Genomic DNA, 19737 nt, shown 5'->3' with positions numbered 1-19737 from the left:
ATTGGTCTGCTCAAGCATAAGGAGAGCAGACCAAAACTGAACATCGATGTCAGTCGAGCGTCACTACCGTGCGGTCCTTGGCTGGAACCTGAGTGAATTCAGCCACCACAGCTGCGAACTCGCCGCCATCCATGGTTTCTTTTTCAATCAACAGTTCCACGAGACGATCCATTGCCTCACGGTTGGCCGCGACAATGTCGACAGTTTCCTCATAGCAGCGCTTCACCATTTGACGGACTTGAGCATCAATCTGCTGGGAGATTGATTCCGAGATGTCGTTGCGGGACATCAAGTCTCGGCCAAGGAACACCTCCTGACCTCCGCCTTCAAGTGCAACAGGACCCAGGTCGCTCATCCCGAGGCGGGTCACCATCTGGCGAGCCATGGACGCAACTTGCTGAATGTCACCACCAGCACCGGTGGTCACTTCCTCATGGCCAAACACCACATCTTCAGCGGCTCGTCCACCAAGTGCTCCCATGATTCTTGCTTTGAGCTGAGATCGGGTCACAAGGGTCTGCTCTTCGTCCGGTGAGAACCAGGTGAGGCCCTGTGCTTGCCCTCGGGGAATCAGTGTGACCTTCTGGACCGGGTCATGGTCCTTCACCAGGGTGCCGATCAACGCATGGCCCACCTCGTGGTACGCGATCAAACGCTTGCTGCGGCCATCGGTTAATGGACGGCCTTCCATGCCGGCAATGATCCGGTCAACCGCATCATCGATCTCGCTCAGGCCAATGGCTTCTTTGCGGCGACGGGCCGTGAGGATGGCTGCCTCATTCATCAGGTTGGCCAGGTCAGCACCCGTGAATCCGGGGGTGCGTCGGGCAATGCTTTCGAGGGAAAGCTCCTCTTCAAGCTTTTTGTTGCGGCAGTGAACTTCAAGGATGGAGAGTCGACCCTTGATGTCAGGGGCATCGACGGTGACCTGACGGTCGAAGCGACCGGGACGCATCAGGGCTGAGTCCAACACGTCCGGCCGGTTGGTTGCCGCAATGATGATGATGCCGCTGTTGCCCTCGAAACCATCCATTTCGGTGAGCAGCTGGTTGAGGGTCTGCTCACGCTCGTCATTACCACCACCAATGCCAGCGCCCCGTTGACGTCCAACGGCATCGATTTCGTCGATGAAGATTAAGCAAGGGCTGTTTTCCTTCGCTTTCTTGAACAGGTCGCGGACTCGGCTTGCACCGACACCCACGAACATTTCGACGAATTCAGAACCGGAGAGGGAGAAGAACGGAACACCAGCTTCACCAGCGATCGCCTTGGCGAGCAGTGTCTTGCCAGTTCCAGGAGGGCCGACTAGTAGGAGTCCGCGGGGAATCTGAGCACCAACAGACGTGAAACGCTCGGGTTGCTTCAGGAAGGTCACTACTTCCTGGAGCTCCTGTTTGGCCTCTGCAACACCGGCGACGTCATCGAACATCACACCGGTTTCGGCTTCCATCATGAAGCGAGCCTTGCTCTTACCGAACTGCATGGCCTGACCGGGACCTCCTGGCATGCCGCTGTTGCGACGGGCCAGGAAAATCAATGATCCGATCAACAGCAACGGGAACAGCAGATTGCCCAACAGGCCAAGGGCTGGAGGTGCTGTCCGTGGGGGATGGATGTCAAAGCTGATCCCTTCTTCCTTCAGGGTGTTGACCAGTTCCGGAGCGAGACCGGGAAGATCCACCCGCAGACGCTGGACACGGTTGTCCAGGTCAGGATCAACGGCTTCGATTACAGCGTTGCGACCACCGTCGTAGATGTCGACAGCTGTCACGCGACCGGCTTCCACGTAGTCGAGGAAGCGGCCATAGCTCATGCGGGCCACCGCTGCATTGCGAGGCGCCACGGTGGTGCCCCCGGCGTTCTGACTGTTCAGACCACCGTTACTGATCACCTGCCAACCGATCAGGAGCACGACGCCGATGGGCAGAAGCCAGAGGGCGACAAGGCGCCAACGCTGATTCATGATCCTGAGAAATGATGAGCGATTGTAAAGCAGGAAAATTGCTGCTGTGGTGTGGCTCAGAGGCTTCTGAGCGCCACGATCGGGTCGAGTTTTGCAGCTCGGCGGGCCGGTACGACACCGAAGAACAGGCCGATCGAGCCTGACAACCCCACCGTGACCATCACGGTGGTGAGCCCGATGCTCGCGGGTAGTGGACTGACCGCTGCCACCAGAGCGACCGTTCCCAGTCCGGCTGCCGTGCCAATGGCACCACCGAGGCTGGCCAGGACCAACGATTCCACTAGGAATTGCTGGAGGACATCACTGCTGCGTGCCCCCAGAGCTTTCCGTAGTCCGATCTCCTCCGTCCGTTCGCTGACGGAGACCAGCATGATGTTCATGATTCCGATGCCACCAACCAGCAAGGAGATTCCCCCGATCGCGGCCAGCATCAGGGTGAGTCCGCCAGTGATGGTGCCGACGATGGTGAGTGCATCTTTCTGAGAACGCACCGCGAAATCATCGTCCCGAAGGATCCGGTGGCGCTGGCGCAGCAGGTTCGTGATCTGGAACTTTGCCGCACTGGTGCTGGCCTCGTCACGCGCCTCCACGCTGATGAAACTGAGGCTCACGCCGTAAGTGGGATCACGACCGGTCAGTCGGTTCACCATGGTGCTCAGAGGGATATAGGCGTTCTCGTCCTGGTTGCTGCCGAACACCGCACCCTTTGGCGCCATCACACCGATCACCTCGAAGGCCTGGGTTCCGATGCGGAGTTGCTGCCCCAGCGGTTCGCCGGTGGGAAACAGCTTGCTCCGTAGGTCTGGCCCGATCACCGTTACAGCTCGAGCGGCCTGGTTGTCCTGGGGAGAGATGAATCGTCCGCGGGCAATCTCAAAACTGCGGACCGGTAAAAAGTCGGCCGTGATCCCCGAGATGGAACTGGTGGCGGTTCGCGCTCCAGCCTGTACGACCTGGCTGCTGGTGATCTGCGGCGCCACTCGGCGCACACTGGGAACCTGTTCATCGATCGCTTCAGCGTCTTCGAGGACCAGGGTTTTCGGAAAGGCCACGCCGCGGCGGCGTGTGTCGTTGTTGCCCGGAACCACAAACAGAACGTTGGCGCCGAGGTTGCTGAGCTGCTCTTCCGCCAGACCCTGTGCGCCACGTCCGACCCCAACCAGCGTGATCACAGACGCGTTGCCGATCACGATGCCCACCATCGTCAGCAGGCTGCGCAATCGATTGCTGCGCAGCGTGGTGAGGGCCATCCTCACGGTCTCCGTCGCTGGCATCCGCCGGGTCATCGCAGCTCAGCAGAGAAGAGCAATCAGATCATGTTGACGGGTGCTTCCTCTGAACTGACGATGCCCACCTTGACCAGATCGGTGGAACCGGAGACACCCGTGTGGGTCCCGGCCGTCTGAACGACCAGATCACCTTCCTTCAGAAGCCCCATTGTTTTGGCCTGGGTCATCGCGGCAAGGAACGTGTGAGTGGTGAGTTCGTGCTGCGGGATCACCAGCGGCTTCACTCCCCAAACCAGTTGCAGACGGCAGGCCACGGTTGGATCAGGGGTAATGGCCAGAATCGGCGATGCGGGACGGAACTTGCTGACGTTCTTAGCCGTCGCTCCGCTTTTGGTGAGAGGAAGGATCGCCGAGGCGTTCAGCTGACTGGCGATGGTGCTGACGGCGCCACTCAGGGCATTCGGCACCGTGCTGGCCAGATGGCTGTCAACGGAACGCTGGGGATAATCCTTTTCGATCCGGCAGGCGATGGTCGCCATCGTTTGAACGGCTTCCACCGGGAAATCGCCGACGGCCGTTTCGTTGGAGAGCATCACTGCATCGGTGCCATCCAAAATGGCGTTGGCCACATCGCTCACTTCAGCGCGGGTGGGTCGCGGGCTGGAGGCCATCGAATCCAGCATCTGGGTGGCCGTGATGATCGGAATGCCCAGGCTGTTGGCTTTCCGGATCAATTCCTTCTGCAGAAGAGGAACCTCCTCAGCGGGCATCTCTACCCCCAGGTCACCCCTGGCGACCATCACGCCATCGCACAGGGGAAGGATGGCATCGATCTGGTCGATGGCCTCAAACTTCTCAATCTTGGCGACGACGGGGGTCTCGTGGCCATGCTCACGGATCAGACCACGGATTTCCTCCATGTCGGAGGGGTTGCGTACGAAGCTCAGGGCCACCCAGTCGACCCCCTGGGAGAGACCGAATTCCAGATCCACCTTGTCCTTGTCCGTCAGAGCGCGGACGGACAGCTGCACGTCGGGGAAGTTCACTCCTTTGTTGTTGGAGAGAACACCGCCAACGGTGACGGTGCAGTGCAGGGTCTGTTCAGCCTGATCCACCTGCTCGACTTTCATCTCAACGCGGCCGTCGTCGAGAAGGATGCGGCTTCCTGCGGTGACTTCGTCAGCGAGTTTGTCGTAGGTGACGGTGGCGATGGATTGGTTGCAACTCACCGGCCTGGACGTCAGGGAGAAGCTGTCGCCATTGGCAAGGGTGATCGGTCCCTCAGCAAAACGGCCCAGGCGGATTTTTGGTCCCTGCAGGTCTTGAAGGATGCCGATGTTGATCCCGAGCTCTTCAGACACCTGGCGGATGGTCGAAATCCGCGCCGCATGCTCGCTGTGGTCGCCGTGGGAGAAATTCAACCGAAAGGTGGTGGCTCCAGCCTGAACCAGTTCCTTGATTCGCTCGGAACTTTCCGTGGCTGGACCGATGGTGGCCACGATCTTGGTCCGACGGTTCTGATCGAACTGGCCCATACCGAGGCTTAAAATCCTTGCGGAAACTACCATCCGGGTGTTGTCAGGCCCTGCCGATGGAACTCAACGCCTATCAGGATGCGGCACGGAGAACAGCCGCTTACCCCCAGGTGGGTCAGAACCCCATCTACCCAACGCTGGGCCTGACAGGAGAAGCCGGCGAAGTGGCGGACAAGGTCAAAAAGGTGTTGCGTGATCGCCAAGGGGTTTTTGATCCACAGACCAGAGAAGCGATCAAGCTCGAGCTGGGAGATGTGCTCTGGTACATCGCCCAGTTGGCCAGCGAGTTGGGTTATGAACTTGATGAGGTCGCTTCGGCCAATCTCGACAAACTGGCCAGCCGTGCGGCCCGTGGTCGCATCACGGGCAGTGGAGACCACCGCTAGGAGTTCATGCCCCAACGTCTGCTCCCTCTGCTTGCCCTGTTGTTTCTTTTGATCGGGGTGAATCCTGCTGATGCAGCCGATCTGAATCTCAACAACCTCAGCCTTGAGCCCTGTTCCCTTGAGGATCCCGGCAACCAACCGGACTTTGCCCGTCCCATGGGGGCGACGTGTTACGTCCTCAGTGGTGAGGTGGAGAACCCCGGTCGCAAGCCTGTGGTGGACACCGATGTGTTTGCTCGCATCCTCGATGCCAGTGGCGAGCCGATCCTTCCGAACCGAACCCGGGTCGGCTCGATCGGAGATGTGATTCCCGGTGTACAGACCTTCGCCTTGAGACTCTCCGTCCCTGCAGGCACTCCTGGTCCGTTTGAGATTCGCAATGCCCGGGCGCGAGGATTCAAGGCGCCCGTACGCAATCTCACCAGCGTTGATGACGACGATCTGCTGCCGCTGGAGCAAGCGATTCAGTGATTCAGAACCCCAGGCTCATCGACTGAAATTGAGCGCTGGATGCTTCAAGCAATCCCTGCAGCACCCGCAGGGCAATGAACGCCAGGATCGCCGAGAGATCAATCCCACCGATCGGCGGGATCACCCCACGAAACATGTTCAGATACGGGTCGGTGATCGAGGCGACACCACCCAGGACAGGGTTGCTGAAATCGATGTTGGGGAACCAGGTGAGCAGCACCCGCACGAACAGCACGAACAAGTAAATGTTCACGGCGGTGGACAGCACCAGCAGCAGATAGGCGATGCCACTGGTGAGCATTGTTGTGTCCAGAGGTCGACTCGGAAGCTTGGAAAAGTCTATGCAGCCTCAGCCGGTGGTTCCTGGGCCAAGTCCGGAAGAACCGAAAAGGTGCGATGGAATTTTTCGGAGAGTGTGATCCAGTACGAGCGTCCCTCGCTTTGACGGCGCCGTTCGATGAAATCCTGGGCCAGCAGTTCTTTGATGTGGTCGTAGGCACCCGAGCCACGCAGATCTACCAGGTCCGATTGCAGGATCCTCTTCTTCAGAGCAATCGTTGCCAGGGTCCGCAATGTGGCGGTGGAGAGATTCACCGGCAGCATGTTTTGAACCAGGTCCGCGAGTGCCGGACGGAGTTGCAGTCCGAACCGGCCGTTCTGCTCAACGATCTCCAGTGCGGTATCCCGCTGGGCATAGCTGGCTGAGAGGGCCAGGAGGGCCTGTTGAACCCCCTGAGGTTCTGCTCGAGCGAGGTCAGACAGCTCATTCAGACCGATCGGACGCCCTTTCAGATACATGATGGCTTCGATCTGGGCGGCGAGAGACGGTGTGGACATCGCGAACCGTCGCAATGGCCCAAGGTATCGCCGTCAAAGTCAGAGGAACAGGGTGTAAGCCGGATTGTCGGTTTCATTCCAATAGGGATACCCAAGCTCATTGAGGAAGGCCGTCCACTGCGGCTGTTCTTCCACCGGTATCAGCACACCCACCACGATCCGACCCACGTCAGCTCCATGGTTCCGGTAGTGGAAGATGCTGATGCTCCAACCGGGATTGAGAGCGCTGACGAAGCGCATCAGTGCCCCCGGCCTCTCTGGAAATTCAAAGCGGTACAGCAGTTCGAGGCAGCCCCCAGCGCAACTGTCCTGCGAAGTGGATGGAAGACGACCGCCAACCATGTGGCGGAGGTGAACCTTGGACAATTCGTTGTCGCTGAGGTCAAGACAGGAGAAGCCCTGCTGCTGGAGTCCATCCACGAGCTGGTAACGATCCTGTGCGCCGTTCACCTGCACGCCGATGAAGATGTGGGCTGATGCGCCCTCACTCATTCGGTAACTGAATTCGGTGAGGCTGCGGCTGCGTAGGTGATCACACAGGGTTCTGAGGCTTCCCGGTTGCTCAGGGATCTCCACCGCCAGCATCGCCTCGCGTTCCTCTCCCAGTTCGGAGCGTTCGGCGATGAACCTCAGGCGATCGAAGTTCATGTTGGCGCCGCAGGCCACCGCCACCAGTCGGCGGTCCGTCATTTGGCAATCGGCCACGTCCTGCTTCAGCCCAGCCACGGCAAGTGCTCCAGCCGGTTCGAGGATGGAGCGCGTGTCTTCAAAAACGTCCTTGATGGCGGCACAGATCGCATCGGTGTCGACCCGCACCATGCGGTCAACAAATTGTTGGGCCAGGGCAAAGGTGTGCTCCCCCACCCTGCGGACCGCAACGCCGTCGGCGAACAGGCCCACCTGGGCCAGCTCAACCCGTACTCCCTTCTCTAACGACTGGGTCATGGCGTCCGCATCAACCGGTTCAACGCCGACGATCTCGGTGCTGGGCCACAGCTGTTTGACGTAAGCCGCGATTCCGGCAATTAGTCCGCCGCCGCCGACCGCTACATAAATGGCATCCGGCGGTTCAGGGCTCTGCCGCATGATTTCCAGACCGATGGTTCCCTGGCCGGCGATCACTTCCGGGTCGTCAAAGGGATGGATGTAGGTGAGTCCCTCATCAGCGCAGCGTTGTCTCGCTTCTGCTGAACATTCGTCGTAGGTCTCCCCATGGAGCACGACTTCCCCGCCAATGGTGCGCACGGCCCGCACCTTCACCTCGGGTGTGGTGGCGGGCATCACGATGACGGCGCGGCAGCCGAGTTTTTTGGCACTTAGGGCCACGCCCTGGGCATGGTTTCCTGCGCTGGAGGCGATCACGCCACGACTGAGTTCCTCCGGCGTGAGCTGGGCCATGCGGTTGTAAGCACCGCGAAGCTTGAACGAGAACACCGGTTGCAGGTCTTCGCGCTTCAGCAGCACCTCATTGCCAAGTCGGCGACTGAGGTTTGGGGCAGGGTCAAGCGGCGTCTCCCGCGCGACGTCGTAGACGCGAGCCCGCAGGATCCGCTGGAGATAGTCGGTCATCCCTCCATTCTCCCCATGTTCAGGGCTAACGGCCCCTAGGAACGGACGCCGTAGATTGCAGGGCCTGGAGCGGATCGTGCATGCATCTCGGAGATTTGACTCATCCGAATGAGCTGCACGGCCTCAAGCTGTCTGAGCTTGAGGATGTCGCCCGTCAGATTCGAGACCGTCATCTTCAGGTGGTCTCCACCAGTGGTGGCCATCTCGGCCCTGGTCTGGGGGTGGTGGAGCTAACCCTGGCGCTGTACCAGACCCTCGATCTGGACAGGGATCGGGTCATCTGGGATGTCGGGCACCAGGCTTATCCCCACAAATTGATCACCGGTCGTTTCAACGACTTCCACACCCTTCGCCAGCAGAATGGTGTTGCGGGGTACCTCAAACGCTCAGAAAGCAACTTTGATCATTTCGGTGCTGGCCATGCCAGCACGTCGATTTCGGCAGCGCTGGGCATGGCGATGGCCCGGGATAATCGTGGTGAGGACTTCAAGTGCGTCGCCGTGATCGGCGATGGTGCTCTTACCGGTGGGATGGCTCTGGAAGCGATCAACCACGCCGGACATCTCCCCGAAACCCCCTTACTCGTTGTCCTCAACGACAACGACATGTCGATTTCACCACCAGTGGGTGCCCTATCGAACGTTCTGAACCGCGCAAGGCTCAGTCCGCCGATGCAGTTCCTCTCCGGCAGCGTTGAGGAAAGCGTTCGCCATCTTCCCTTCATGGGTGGCGAGCTCCCAGCCGAGTTGAACCGCCTGAAGGGAAGTATGCGTCGTCTCGCGGTTCCCAAGGTGGGTGCTGTGTTTGAAGAGCTGGGCTTCACCTACATGGGGCCGATTGATGGCCATGACATCGGTGAAATGATGCGGACCTTCCAGGCTGCCCACCGTGATGGTGGGCCCGTGCTGGTTCATGTCGTTACCAAGAAGGGCAAGGGTTACCCCTATGCCGAGGCGGATCAGGTCGGTTACCACGCCCAGTCCGCCTTCGATCTGACCACCGGCAAGGCCATTCCGTCGAAGAAACCGAAACCTGCCAGTTACAGCAAGGTGTTCGGCCAGACCCTGGTCAAGCTCTGCGAACAGAACAGTCGCGTGGTGGGCATCACCGCTGCCATGGCCACTGGAACCGGTCTGGATCTGCTGCAGAAAGCTGTTCCCAATCAGTATGTGGATGTCGGCATCGCCGAACAACACGCTGTCACCTTGGCGGCGGGCATGGCCTGTGAAGGTCTTCGGCCTGTCGTGGCCATCTACAGCACATTCCTGCAGCGGGCCTACGACCAACTCATCCACGACGTCGGCATCCAGAATCTGCCGGTGACCTTTGTTCTCGATCGGGCTGGCATCGTCGGTGCCGACGGACCGACGCATCAGGGTCAGTACGACATCAGCTACATGCGATCCATCCCCAACTTCACGGTGATGGCGCCTAAGGATGAGGCGGAACTCCAGCGGATGCTGGTGACCTGTCTGAACCACGACGGACCCACAGCTCTGCGCATTCCCCGCGGATCGGGCGTTGGCATGCCTTTGATGGAGGAGGGCTGGGAAGCTCTCCCCATCGGTCGCGGTGAGCTGTTGCGGGAAGGGGATGATCTGCTGATCGTGGCCTACGGCTCGATGGTGCATCCGGCTCTGGACACCGCCACACTGCTTGAGGAGGCTGGCCTCTCCACCACGGTGATCAACGCCCGTTTCCTGCGGCCCCTGGATCAGGCTTTGATTCATCCGTTGGCACGGCGCATCCGTCGCGTGGTCACCATGGAAGAGGGCGCTCTGGCCGGTGGATTTGGTGCAGCAGTCCTCGAGTCGTTGTCCGATCAGGACATCAGTATTCCGCTGTTGCGTATCGGTATTCCCGACAAAATGGTCGACCACGCCACGCCGCAGCAGAGCAAGGAGTCGCTGGAGATGATACCTGTTCAAATGGCTGAGCGCATCCGTCGCCGTTTTGATCTGGGCGGACGCGACTTCGCCGGTGCTGCATCGGTACCGGCGATTCAATCCTGAACGCACGGCTGTTCTCCGGTGCACGTTCTGATCGCTGGGGCAGGCCCGGCTGGCGCCAGCCTGGCTGTTCAACTCGCTGAAGTGGGCTGGGAGGTAACCCTGGCTGATGCCTTGCCGTCTCCTGAGCGCAATGCTTATTCGAGCGCCGCGCTACCCCTTGCCGATGCCGATCGTCTGGGCATTCCTGGGGCGTGTCGCTCCGCCAGCTGGTGGGGATGGCAGCTGTTGGATCCCGATGGTCTTGAACACCAGTGGTGGGCGGCTGATCCGCAGGGGGTGGTGCTCGACTTCGCCGTCTTCAGACGACATCTCTGGGACCAGGCCCGGCAGACCGGCGTTGAGCTGTTGAACGGTTGTCAGGTGCAGCTAGATCGTCTGGAGGCACGGTCGGCCGACCTGATCCTGACCTCAACTGATCAACAGCAGCATCGAACGGTCGACCTCGTGGTGGATGCCACAGGGCCAGGTCGACATCTGCTGAAGCAGGCTGGCGTCCCTGTTGAGACCACAGACGATCCGTTGCTCAAGGGAGACGGTGTGGAGTGGCTGCTTCAGGGAGACCGTGGCAACACAGCACGTTGGCGTGAGCGGGTCAGTTTCATGCTGGGCCGTGAGTGGATGCCCCATGGGTACGGCTGGGTGTTCCCGATGGCCCAGGATCGCCTCAAGGTGGGGGTTTGCCGTTTGGCACCTCCCGATCAGCCCAAGGTTCCCCTCGGGACATCTCTGCGACGGTTGTTGAAACGTTGTGATCTTGACCGCCTGCCGGTGCTGGATCGTCACGGTGGACGTGTCGCCAGCACGATCAGACAGCAACAACCCCATGGCACAGGCGCACTCTGGGCCGTTGGCGACGCCGCCGGAACCGCCAATCTGCTCGGAGGCGAGGGGATTCGCCATGCCATCGACAGCGCATCCGTCTTGAGCGAATGCCTGCTCTTGGGTCGTTCCCACCGGGGCTATCAGGCTGCTCTGAGACAGCGATATGGATGGCGATGGGCGGTGTCCAATCGTTTGGCTCGTCGGACCTGGTGGGGCCTCAACACGCCAAAGGCAGATCACCGCATGCAACGGCTCATCCATGGTTTGTCCGGACAGGCCTCTGCCGAAGACCTGTCCGAACTTTTTTTTGGGTATCGATTTGAGCGGTACGGCTGGCGATTGCTGCCGTACCTCAACTGAGGACCGTCGCCTCTCAGAGGACGCCGCGGGCAGCAAGACCCTGAATGGCGCCAATGCCGATGATGTGGCCAAGGCTGGTGGTACCCAGCAGTGCTGCGTGGCCCATGCCACCGAAGAACGCCGCGTTAGGCAGCTTGGCGCCTTCGCTGGGATGCTTGATGGTGGCCTTGCCCACAGCGATGGCGATCACGTTGCAGACGATCATCACCAGCGCAACCTTGGGAGACCAGGTCACGGTTGCGGGGGCGATGGCGAAGAGAGGGGTCAGCATTCAAGCCAATGAGCGACGCTTCATCTTCCAAGCTCAGGGGACTTCTGTCTTCTCCTCTTAAGAGTTGTTCACCCTGTCGGCATCGGAGCGGAGCAGCCCAATCACCAGAACAGCATTGGCCAGGGTGAGAAAGGCTTCCGCTCCGCCATGAAGGCCATCCACCGCCACCAGCTCCGCATCACAGCAGCGCAGGGCGAGCACAGCGGCGACGATGGTCATGAGGACAAACAGCAGCGTCAGTCGGAACCCCCAGACTGCAAGTTCAGGCAGGGTCCCGCTGCGTTGAAGCCAACGGAGAAACAACAGATAGGGCAGTAGCGACAGAGCGAACAGCGGTGCGGGGTCAAAGTCCATGGCTCAGCTCGTCTCTCGGCGTTGCAGGAGTGACCACGCTGCCCAGGCCAAGACCATGTTTCCGATGAGGGTGAGCGCTGCTTGCAGGGTCACCAGTGGGCGAAGGGCCTCACTGTTGTCGAACAGGTGCCAGGTGCATGCCGCCATGGCACTGATCAGCGCCGGCACCATGGCCAAGGCCAGCCACTTCAGGTCCCGGCGTTGAATCAGGACGATGGCCAGGCTCCACTCTATCACCGAGGTGACATGGATCCACCAGGTGCCGAGGGACAAGGCGTGCATGCGATCACCCTAATCAGAGTGTTCGGTTGATAATGAGCATCTCTCACGGAGGTCAGTCCCGTGGCCGCCAGATCCGTTCCGGCATTCCTCCTCTGTGGCTACTACGGCGAGAACAACCTCGGGGATGACGCCCTGCTTACCGTGCTGCTCAGAGAGCTGCCTTCCCCCAGTCGTCATCTCGTCACAGCCCATGACGCCGATGCCCTTGCCGAACTGGCACCGGATGCCGAGGCTGTGGATCGTCGCTCCCTGCGTTCTGTGCTGCTGTCCATTGGACGGGTCGATGCGGTGGTGTTCGGTGGCGGCAGCTTGCTTCAAGACAGCACCAGTTTCCGCAGCCTGATCTATTACCTGCTGATCATCGCCATGGCGCGATTGCGGGGACGGCCGGTGCTGCTCTGGGGCCAGGGACTTGGACCGCTGCAACGTCTGCTCAGCCGCAGGTTGGTGCGTCTGGTTCTCCCGTTTTGCCGCAGTGCCAGCTGGCGGGATCAGGCGTCCATGGATCGTGCCAGCCGTTGGGCTCCTCGGATGCCGATGCAGCTCGCCCCGGACCCTGTCTGGGGATTGCCCCGACAGCCCTGGTCTGGAGGCCTATCGATTGTGGTGTGCTGGCGTCCTTCGCCACTGCTTGGACTGCGGGGGTGGTCTCTGTTGCTCAACGCTCTGAGTCGGCTGGCGGAGGACCTTGATGCACCGGTCCGATGGCTGGCCTTTCACCGCCATCAGGACGGCGAGTTGCTCGATTGGCTGACCGATCAAGGGGTGGTCCCGCCAGGTCTGCGTTCACGGTCCACAACGGTGATTCCATCGTCTCTCGATACGGTCTTTGCCTCGGTCCGCAAAGCACGCCTGGTGATCCCGATGCGGCTGCATGCACTGATCCTGGCCCGACTCGCGCACTGTCCGATGGCTGCCCTGAGTTATGACCCGAAGGTTGAAGCCGCTGCTGCCATGGCGGGAATTCCCTGCAGCTCCCTCGATGCGCTGCCGGCTGAGCCGACACTGTTGAAGCAATGGCGAGAGGCCATGGATTCTCCAGCAGATTCTGATCAGATTGAACGGATTCGTGCCGCAGCGGCCCACCACTGCAGCCATCTCAGACGTTATTTGCCTCAGCGGTGATATTCAGTTTTGTGTTGATCAAAGCTGCGGTCAATGGCCTGACCGATGGTGAGACCCACTGGCAGATTGCCACCAAAACTGCTGCCCAGGATGTGGCGGTATTTTTTTGAATCGACGAGTCGATATGTGGCGTCAGGCAAGGGGATGTAGTTGCTCGTGGTGACCAGCGAGCTGATGTTGCGCAGGTAATAGCTGATGAATTGCCTGAAGGGCTTGTTGTTTCTCAGCGACTGATCATTGATGTAAAGAAAGAGTGGGCGCGAAAGAGGACGATATTTTTCATTTTGCACACTCTTGACAGATGGCATGACAGCGTTGTCTTTTGAGTTGACAATTTTGACCGCCTTAAGTTTTTTAATGTTGTTTTTATAGTAGGCGTAACCAAAATAGGCCAGAGCCTGCCGGTTGTCGGCAACACACTTCACCAATTCATTATCATCTTCGCTGGCTAAGTAATCCGTCCTTGAGTTGGTTTTGGAGCCATTAATGGTTTTATTGAAAACATCATAGGTGCCCGAATCATTGCCAGGGCCACACAGTTTGATGGCTTGATCTGGGTAATCAAGATTCACCTGATTCCAGCGGTTGATGGTTCCTTGGGCACTCTTGTTCCAAAGCCTGGAGAGTTCGTTGACGGTCATTGATCGTGCCCAGTGATTGCCTGGATTGACCACTACGGTGATGGCATCAAACGCGATGGGAAGTTCAATGAAATTGATACCGTTCTCCGCGCAGCGTTTCAGTTCTTTGCCGGAGATCGGTCGCGATGCGTTGGCGAGTGGAATGTTGGCACTGCAGAATTCTCGAAACCCTGCCGTTGATCCTGTTTCCTTGACGTCAAAGTCAACAGATTTTCCCTGACCTGTTGTTCGAAATCCCTGAATCGCGGCCTTTGTGATCGGGAATACAGTGCTGGATCCACTGATGCGGATGGTGTCAGCACTCTCTGCGGAGCTGCCAGCCAACCCAATCAAAGCGCTGCACCCTGCAATCACAAGGAACGAACGGACCGCGAAACGGGACCCCATCGGAGTTGAGAAATGTGCCCCAATGATGCGGTTTGCTGTATCGCGTGGGGTTAAGCCCCGGTTATCCAGCCAGCCGACGTCCACAGCTGGCATCAAAGCGATGTTCAGCACGGGTCGGCCAGCTCACCGATAAGGACTCGCCCAGGGCGGCATCACCAGAACAAAGCATTCGCAACGCACCACGCGGGCTGTCCAGCAACAACAATTGGCTCGCGCCCTGCCATTCACGGCTGATCAAACGGCAGGGCATCCCCTCGGGGTCGAAGTGAAGGTCCTCCGGTCGAATGCCGATCGTGAGCTGCTGATCAATGTTCAGCAGGTTGATCTGGGGACGGCCGATGAAGCTGGCGACAAAGCAGCTGGCCGGAGTTTTGTAGAGCTCTTCAGGGGTTCCGATCTGTTCGATGCATCCCCCCTTGAGGACCGCGATGCGGTTGGCCAGAGCCATCGCCTCCTGCTGGTCGTGGGTGACGTACACCACCGGTTGCGATCCCTGCAGGATCAGCTGGCGCAGTTCCGGACGCAACTCATCGCGCAACTGTGCATCCAGGTTGCTCATCGGTTCATCCAGCAGGTAAACACGTGGATCACGCAGCAGTGCTCTGGCCAGTGCAACCCGTTGACGCTGGCCGCCGGAGAGCTGCTGGGGCCGTCGAACGGCCATCTCCCTCAGTCGCACCGTGTCCAGAACCGAGTTGATCCGTTGCTGGCGTTGAGCGGGGGCAACACCACGGATCTTCAGCCCCAGGTTGAGGTTTTCCCGAACGCTGAGGTGAGGAAACAACGCATAGCTTTGGAACACCATGGCGATGCGACGGCGTTCCGCTGGGATGGTGTCAAGGCGGGCACCATCGAGTTCAATCGATCCCTCGTCCTGCCGCTCTAATCCGGCGATCAGGCGAAGGGCCGTGCTTTTGCCACAACCGCTGGGACCCAGCAGCGCGACACATTCACCTTCTCGCACCTGCAGGTTGAGATCCCGCAGGATCCACTGGTCTCCGAAGCGTTTGCCGAGCCCGTTGAGATGCAACATCAGCCTTTGATTGCTCCGTTGGTCAGCCCAGACACGATCTGACGCTGACAGATCAGCACCAGAAGCAACAGTGGAATTGACCCCAGCACGGTGGCGGCGGCGTAGGCGCCGTAGGGAATGGAATAAATCGACGATCCGGCAATCCGAGCCATCGCTACCGGAAGGGTCAGCAGATCATCTCGGCTGAGCCAGGTCAAGGCGATGGGGTATTCATTCCAGGCGAACAGAAACACCAGGATGGCTGTGCTGGCGGTGGCTGGAGCCAGCAGGGGCACCAGCACCCAACGGAGGCGCTGCCACAGGCTCAGACCCTCCAAACGGGCGGCATCTTCCAATTCCCTGGGTAAGCCTTCAAAGGCAGAGGTGAGCAACAGCAGGGCCAGGGGCATTGCCAACCCTGCATAAGGCATGGCCAAGGCGATGAGGTTGTTGCCCAGGGAAAAGCGACGGGCCAGCTCCAGCAATGCCAGAAACAGCAGCACGTAGGGGAACAGAGCAGCTGCAGCGGTGATCCAACGCAGCAGCTCACGCAGTTGCTGGGGCACTCTGGCCAGGCCATAGGCAGCTGGAATGGCCAGAACAAGGGTGATCAGCGTGGTGAGTCCGCTGACGACGGCACTGTTGAGCAGGTAGCGCCAGAAGGGAGGGTCGCTTGCCCACAGCTCCTGGTAGTGGACCAGGGTCCAACGCTGCAAAAACGGAATCGATCCATCCACCAGAGCCTCCGCAGTGGACAAGGAGCTGGTCAGCTGCCAGAGCATCGGCAGCAACGACCACAGCAGCAGCAGGCTGATCCAGGGCACGAAACGGCGATTCATGACTGCACCGGCCTGATCAACCCACCAAGGCGCAGAAGCATCGCCAGGACCAGCACCGCCAGCGTGAGCAGCAGGAACCCTGCCAGCATCACTGTGGCGCTGTAGCCGAAATCGAGGAAGCGCATGGCATTGAGGTACGCATACAGCGCGACGCTCTCGGTGCTTCCGGCTGGCCCACCGCCAGTGAGCACCTGAAGCAGATCAAAAACGCCAAAGGCCTGAGCACCGCGGAACAACAGGGCAATCAAGACGTAGGGCATCAACAACGGCAGAGTGATGCTCATCAAGGCCTGATTCGGCCGTCCGCCCTCGAGACGGAAGGCGCTGTAGAGATCCTCGGGAATGGTCTGCAATCCAGCCAGCAACAGCAGTGCAATGAAAGGCGTTGTCTTCCAGACATCGGCCACAACAGTCACCAACCAGGTCGATGCCGGTGTGGACAAGAGATTGAGTGGTCCCAGACCCACAACCTCAGCGAGGCGTTCCAAGGGGCCATAGGGCGTATTGAAGATCCAACGCCACCCGAGGGCCATCATTGTGGTGGGGAGTGCCCAGGGCAGCAGGGCCAGGGCCCGCACCACGCCCCGCCCGCGCCAGCGTTGATCCAGCAACAATGCGATTGCCAGGGCGAGGACCAGTTCAAGCCCTACTGAGACCCCGGCGAAGCGTGTTGTCTGCAGCGCGTCCTGCCAGAAGCGCTGGTCGTCCAGCAACCGAATCCAATTGGCCCCGCCATTGGGCACAGGATTCAGACCGGTCAACACCGAATCGGCGTGGAAACTCAGCCAGCCGTAGCGGAGCATGGGCCAAACGAAGACCAGACCCATCAGCAGCAAAGCCGGCAGCAGCAACAGCACGGTCATGCCTTGCCCCCAGCGGATCGGAACAGGGTGATGGTTGAGGCTTGAGCCTGAGCCATCCCTTCATCCGGATCAAGATCTCCTGTGAGGATTCCACTCAGCTGACGCTGCAGCACATCGCTCATCTGGGCATAGAGCGGGGACATCGGGCGTGGGACCGCATGACCCAGGGCCTTCTCTAGTTGCGGTAAAACCGGTGATTGCTCCACCAATTCGGGATCACGGAAGAGCGCTCGTGCGGTGGGGGTGTATCCCTGGTTCAGAAAGCGTTCCCGTTGGGCGTCCTGACTGGTGAGATAGCGGATCGCTTCAGCTGTCGCTGATGGATGGGGCGTCTCCCTCAACATGCTCAATCCCCAGCTCCCGAGGGTGGCGGCGGGAGTCTCCCCCGGTAAGGCCACCATCGTGGTGACGCCGACCCGGCCCTTAACAGCACTGTCGTTTCCCTGCAACTCCGACCAGGCGTAAGGCCAGTTCCGCATCAGTGCTGCGTCACCGGCCTTGAAGGCCTGCAGCGATTCCGACTCGGCGTAGTTAGTGACTGCACGGGGACTGAAGCCATTGCTGATCAGTTCGTTCATCCAGGTCGCGGTTTGCCTCGCCGCAGGGCTGCCGAGATTCGGTTCGCCGGTGGTGGGGTTGATCCATGACCCACCAAAGGCCTGCAGCAGTTCCACAAAGTCGCAGCTGAGGCCTTCGTACTGCCGGCCTTGCCAGACAAACCCCTGGGATGCGCGACCCTCCTCCTGCAGCTTGCTCACCACGGCGGTGAGTTCATCCGGCGTCCTGGGTGGGCTTGGCATCAGGTCTGTACGCCAATACAGAAGTCCGACATCGGCACCCAATGGCCAGCGGTACAACGCTCCGTCCACCCGGTTACCGAGTCTGGCTCCCGCCACGAGGTCGTCTTCATCAGCCTGGTCAAACCATGGATCCAAGGGTTCAAGCCAACCGGCGGCCACATACTTCGGCAGCCAGGTCACATCTACCAGCAGTGCATCAAAGGGGGGGGAACCCAGCAGGAGGCTGCTGATGGCCAGATCGGAAATGGATTCCGTTTCCAGGGGGCCTCGGCTGATGCTGAGATGAATCCGCCCGCGGTGGTCATCGTTGAACCGATCCACCAATGCAGCTGTGGCATCGGCGTAGGGGGCTGGCATCAGGATCGTGACCGACTGCATCTGCTGCTGACGGCCCCAGACGACACCCATGAGCAGGACAAATCCGAGCCCAAGGGCGATCAAGCGACGCCGAAAGACCATTAACCGATGGTGGCGACTTCCGGAAAACCCGCCAGTTGTTCTTCGGCCCAGTCCTGCACGGTGTAAGCCTCAACAGCGGCTGACATGGTCTCCATGCGTTGGCGTTGTTCGTGTTCCGGCATGGCCAGGGCGGCCTCGATGGCCTCATCCATCCGACGGTTGGAATAAGGATTTGTCAGGACAGCCCCTTCCAGGACCACCGACGCACCGGTGAATTCCGAAAGCACGAGGACACCGCCACGATGGCGACGTGCAGCTGCGTATTCCTTGGCGACAAGATTCAAGCCATCCCGAAGCGGTGTGATCCAGCAGACATCTGCATGGCAGAACCAGGCCACCATCTCTTCGTAAGGAATACGCCGCGTGGAGAAGCGCACTGGGATCCAATCAACCTGACTGAAACGACCATTGATGCGTCCGGCCATTTCCTCAATGGAGCGCTGCGTCTCCTCGTAAATCTTCATCCCGCTGGCGGCCGCCACGCAGGCCAGCATCAGCACTACTTCCCCATGAAGATCCTCTCGGCGTTCGAGGAGGCGTTCAAAGGCAAGCAGCAACTCTTCATTGCCTTTGGTGTAATCAACCCGGCTTGCAGAAAGGATCAGTTTGCGTCCTTTCTTGGTGTCCTGGACGATCATCTCTCCATAACTTTCAACGGATGCACTCCAGGACAACTCCTGGATCACATCGGGTGAGGTCCCAACCGGGGAACTCAGCAATTGAATGCGTCGACCGTTGTGATCCAGATGGCTGGTCACCGTTCCTTCTGAAAGAGCCGTGCCGACTGAGATGAACTTCTGGTCAACAGAGATCTTCGGCCCTCGTTTGGCGCCCACCAAGGTGCTCGCAGCACGGGCGAAATTCTCGGTGTAGCGGGGGATATGAAAGCCAACGACATCACAACAGAGCAGACTTTCCAAAATCTGTTCGCGCCAGGGAAGGATGGCGAAGACGTCGTTACCAGGAAAGGGAGTGTGATGAAAGAAGGCAATTTTTAAATCCGGCCGCTGTTGCCGGATGTAACCCGGCGCCAGCCAAAGGTTGTAATCATGGACCCAGACTGTGGCACCTTCAGCGGCTTCATTACAGGCTGCGTCAGCGAAGCGCTTGTTGACTTCCTCAAAAATGCCCCAATTGGCATTGTTGACATTGAAATGAGTCGGAAAGGTGTGAAGTATTGGCCAGAAGCATTCCTTTGAGGTGATGTGATAGAAACTGGATATCTGTTCGTCGGCTAGCGGAATCCTGCACAACGCGAAGGGAGAGGGGTTGGTCATCTCAAGTCGCTCAACATCCATCTCTTCAGGATGATCAACATGACGCCATGCAATCCAGGTGCCGTCATTCCGTGACCTGAAGAGATTTCTTAGGGTTGGGATAATGCCGTTTGGACTTTTCTGATCAACCCAGACTTGGTTGCCTTGGGCATCTTTTGCCTCATCAAAAGGCGTTCGGTGATAAAGGATGACGAACGAACTCTGTCCCATATAACGATACCCTTAATTTCAGTTACCATTTCA

Annotated in this window: 20 protein-coding genes; 5 read left to right on the top strand and 15 right to left on the bottom strand. The window is 59.4% G+C overall.

Annotated elements, in window-relative coordinates; translation table 11 throughout:
* Window positions 1–49: 49 nt before the first annotated feature.
* From ftsH to pyk, 3 genes are read right to left on the bottom strand one after another with little or no spacing between them, the layout of a single operon-like run.
* A complete protein-coding gene (gene ftsH, locus TX72_RS06530) occupies window positions 50–1963 on the bottom strand; it encodes an ATP-dependent zinc metalloprotease FtsH (protein ID WP_011128164.1) in 1914 nt (637 codons plus the stop codon).
* Between the two features lie 56 nt (window positions 1964–2019).
* Complete coding sequence (locus TX72_RS06525) at window positions 2020–3249, bottom strand: ABC transporter permease (protein ID WP_011128163.1); 1230 nt, start codon at window positions 3247–3249, stop codon at window positions 2020–2022.
* Window positions 3250–3272: 23 nt separating this feature from the next.
* Window positions 3273–4727 carry a pyruvate kinase gene (pyk, locus tag TX72_RS06520; RefSeq protein ID WP_011128162.1) on the bottom strand — a complete coding sequence of 485 codons (1455 nt, stop codon included), beginning with the start codon at window positions 4725–4727 and terminating at the stop codon, window positions 3273–3275.
* A gap of 56 nt (window positions 4728–4783) precedes the next feature.
* Here pyk and TX72_RS06515 point away from each other — a divergent pair, with 56 nt between their 5' ends.
* Together TX72_RS06515 and TX72_RS06510 are read left to right on the top strand one after the other, a co-directional pair.
* The gene (locus tag TX72_RS06515) at window positions 4784–5113 is read left to right on the top strand and encodes a nucleoside triphosphate pyrophosphohydrolase family protein (protein WP_011128161.1); all 330 of its coding nucleotides are present in this window, start codon (window positions 4784–4786) and stop codon (window positions 5111–5113) included.
* Between the two features lie 6 nt (window positions 5114–5119).
* The gene (locus TX72_RS06510; protein WP_011128160.1) at window positions 5120–5584 is read left to right on the top strand and encodes a hypothetical protein; all 465 of its coding nucleotides are present in this window, start codon (window positions 5120–5122) and stop codon (window positions 5582–5584) included.
* A 1-nt stretch (window position 5585) separates the two neighbouring features.
* Here TX72_RS06510 and TX72_RS06505 read toward each other — a convergent pair whose 3' ends face one another.
* The 3 genes from TX72_RS06505 to ilvA are packed head-to-tail and all read right to left on the bottom strand — an operon-like array spanning window position 5586 to window position 7990.
* Window positions 5586–5885: a YggT family protein gene (locus tag TX72_RS06505; RefSeq protein ID WP_011128159.1), complete on the bottom strand. Its 300-nt coding sequence runs from the start codon at window positions 5883–5885 to the stop codon at window positions 5586–5588.
* 38 nt (window positions 5886–5923) lie between these two features.
* The gene (gene scpB, locus TX72_RS06500; RefSeq protein ID WP_011128158.1) at window positions 5924–6421 is read right to left on the bottom strand and encodes an SMC-Scp complex subunit ScpB; all 498 of its coding nucleotides are present in this window, start codon (window positions 6419–6421) and stop codon (window positions 5924–5926) included.
* 39 nt (window positions 6422–6460) lie between these two features.
* Window positions 6461–7990, bottom strand: a complete 1530-nt coding sequence (gene ilvA, locus TX72_RS06495) for a threonine ammonia-lyase, biosynthetic (protein WP_011128157.1) — start codon at window positions 7988–7990, stop codon at window positions 6461–6463.
* An 80-nt stretch (window positions 7991–8070) separates the two neighbouring features.
* Between ilvA and dxs the strand changes: the two genes are divergently transcribed.
* Window positions 8071–10002 (top strand): 1-deoxy-D-xylulose-5-phosphate synthase, encoded by a 1932-nt coding sequence (dxs, locus tag TX72_RS06490; RefSeq protein ID WP_011128156.1) that lies wholly within the window; start codon window positions 8071–8073, stop codon window positions 10000–10002.
* Window positions 10003–10020: 18 nt separating this feature from the next.
* The gene (locus tag TX72_RS06485) at window positions 10021–11184 is read left to right on the top strand and encodes an NAD(P)/FAD-dependent oxidoreductase (protein ID WP_011128155.1); all 1164 of its coding nucleotides are present in this window, start codon (window positions 10021–10023) and stop codon (window positions 11182–11184) included.
* Window positions 11185–11197: 13 nt separating this feature from the next.
* On the opposite strand, the gene psaK is transcribed toward TX72_RS06485, so the two are convergent.
* Genes psaK through TX72_RS06470 form a run of 3 tightly spaced genes read right to left on the bottom strand, consistent with a single transcriptional unit; the run spans window position 11198 to window position 12091 of the window.
* A complete protein-coding gene (gene psaK / locus TX72_RS06480; RefSeq protein WP_011128154.1) occupies window positions 11198–11455 on the bottom strand; it encodes a photosystem I reaction center subunit PsaK in 258 nt (85 codons plus the stop codon).
* A gap of 57 nt (window positions 11456–11512) precedes the next feature.
* Entirely contained in the window at window positions 11513–11809 is a 297-nt protein-coding gene (locus tag TX72_RS06475; protein ID WP_011128153.1) for a DUF3593 domain-containing protein, read from the bottom strand.
* A 3-nt stretch (window positions 11810–11812) separates the two neighbouring features.
* Window positions 11813–12091 carry a DUF2499 domain-containing protein gene (locus TX72_RS06470; RefSeq protein ID WP_011128152.1) on the bottom strand — a complete coding sequence of 93 codons (279 nt, stop codon included), beginning with the start codon at window positions 12089–12091 and terminating at the stop codon, window positions 11813–11815.
* Window positions 12092–12151: 60 nt separating this feature from the next.
* Here TX72_RS06470 and csaB point away from each other — a divergent pair, with 60 nt between their 5' ends.
* On the top strand, window positions 12152–13216 hold the full coding sequence (gene csaB, locus TX72_RS06465) for a polysaccharide pyruvyl transferase CsaB (RefSeq protein WP_011128151.1): 1065 nt from the start codon (window positions 12152–12154) through the stop codon (window positions 13214–13216).
* Here csaB and TX72_RS06460 read toward each other — a convergent pair.
* From TX72_RS06460 to ggpS, 6 genes are read right to left on the bottom strand one after another with little or no spacing between them, the layout of a single operon-like run.
* Window positions 13207–14355 (bottom strand): PstS family phosphate ABC transporter substrate-binding protein, encoded by a 1149-nt coding sequence (locus tag TX72_RS06460; protein ID WP_011128150.1) that lies wholly within the window; start codon window positions 14353–14355, stop codon window positions 13207–13209. The two genes, csaB and TX72_RS06460, sit on opposite strands and share 10 nt — an antisense overlap.
* Window positions 14306–15280 carry an ABC transporter ATP-binding protein gene (locus TX72_RS06455; RefSeq protein ID WP_042503513.1) on the bottom strand — a complete coding sequence of 325 codons (975 nt, stop codon included), beginning with the start codon at window positions 15278–15280 and terminating at the stop codon, window positions 14306–14308. Before TX72_RS06455 ends, TX72_RS06460 begins: the two co-directional genes overlap by 50 nt.
* Window positions 15277–16095, bottom strand: coding sequence for a carbohydrate ABC transporter permease (locus TX72_RS06450; RefSeq protein ID WP_011128148.1), 819 nt, complete (start codon window positions 16093–16095; stop codon window positions 15277–15279). Before TX72_RS06450 ends, TX72_RS06455 begins: the two co-directional genes overlap by 4 nt.
* Window positions 16092–16958, bottom strand: a complete 867-nt coding sequence (locus TX72_RS06445) for a carbohydrate ABC transporter permease (protein ID WP_011128147.1) — start codon at window positions 16956–16958, stop codon at window positions 16092–16094. The genes TX72_RS06450 and TX72_RS06445 overlap by 4 nt, the downstream gene beginning before the upstream one ends.
* Window positions 16955–18217: an ABC transporter substrate-binding protein gene (locus tag TX72_RS06440; RefSeq protein WP_011128146.1), complete on the bottom strand. Its 1263-nt coding sequence runs from the start codon at window positions 18215–18217 to the stop codon at window positions 16955–16957. The genes TX72_RS06445 and TX72_RS06440 overlap by 4 nt, the downstream gene beginning before the upstream one ends.
* Entirely contained in the window at window positions 18217–19704 is a 1488-nt protein-coding gene (gene ggpS, locus TX72_RS06435; RefSeq protein ID WP_011128145.1) for a glucosylglycerol-phosphate synthase, read from the bottom strand. The genes TX72_RS06440 and ggpS overlap by 1 nt, the downstream gene beginning before the upstream one ends.
* Window positions 19705–19737: the final 33 nt, after the last annotated feature.

It is taken from the genome of Parasynechococcus marenigrum WH 8102, assembly GCF_000195975.1.
Taxonomy (GTDB): Bacteria; Cyanobacteriota; Cyanobacteriia; order PCC-6307; family Cyanobiaceae; genus Parasynechococcus; species Parasynechococcus marisnigri.
This window is presented reverse-complemented; position numbering and strand designations above follow the sequence as displayed.

Coding starts and splice junctions, on each gene's coding strand:
- ftsH (WP_011128164.1), bottom strand. CDS start 1,963: ATGAATCAGCGTTGGCGCCTTGTCGCCCTCTGGCTTCTGCCCATCGGC.
- TX72_RS06525 (WP_011128163.1), bottom strand. CDS start 3,249: ATGACCCGGCGGATGCCAGCGACGGAGACCGTGAGGATGGCCCTCACC.
- pyk (WP_011128162.1), bottom strand. CDS start 4,727: ATGGGCCAGTTCGATCAGAACCGTCGGACCAAGATCGTGGCCACCATC.
- TX72_RS06515 (WP_011128161.1), top strand. CDS start 4,784: ATGGAACTCAACGCCTATCAGGATGCGGCACGGAGAACAGCCGCTTAC.
- TX72_RS06510 (WP_011128160.1), top strand. CDS start 5,120: ATGCCCCAACGTCTGCTCCCTCTGCTTGCCCTGTTGTTTCTTTTGATC.
- TX72_RS06505 (WP_011128159.1), bottom strand. CDS start 5,885: ATGCTCACCAGTGGCATCGCCTATCTGCTGCTGGTGCTGTCCACCGCC.
- scpB (WP_011128158.1), bottom strand. CDS start 6,421: ATGTCCACACCGTCTCTCGCCGCCCAGATCGAAGCCATCATGTATCTG.
- ilvA (WP_011128157.1), bottom strand. CDS start 7,990: ATGACCGACTATCTCCAGCGGATCCTGCGGGCTCGCGTCTACGACGTC.
- dxs (WP_011128156.1), top strand. CDS start 8,071: ATGCATCTCGGAGATTTGACTCATCCGAATGAGCTGCACGGCCTCAAG.
- psaK (WP_011128154.1), bottom strand. CDS start 11,455: ATGCTGACCCCTCTCTTCGCCATCGCCCCCGCAACCGTGACCTGGTCT.
- TX72_RS06475 (WP_011128153.1), bottom strand. CDS start 11,809: ATGGACTTTGACCCCGCACCGCTGTTCGCTCTGTCGCTACTGCCCTAT.
- TX72_RS06470 (WP_011128152.1), bottom strand. CDS start 12,091: ATGCACGCCTTGTCCCTCGGCACCTGGTGGATCCATGTCACCTCGGTG.
- TX72_RS06450 (WP_011128148.1), bottom strand. CDS start 16,095: ATGAATCGCCGTTTCGTGCCCTGGATCAGCCTGCTGCTGCTGTGGTCG.
- TX72_RS06445 (WP_011128147.1), bottom strand. CDS start 16,958: ATGACCGTGCTGTTGCTGCTGCCGGCTTTGCTGCTGATGGGTCTGGTC.
- TX72_RS06440 (WP_011128146.1), bottom strand. CDS start 18,217: ATGGTCTTTCGGCGTCGCTTGATCGCCCTTGGGCTCGGATTTGTCCTG.
- ggpS (WP_011128145.1), bottom strand. CDS start 19,704: ATGGGACAGAGTTCGTTCGTCATCCTTTATCACCGAACGCCTTTTGAT.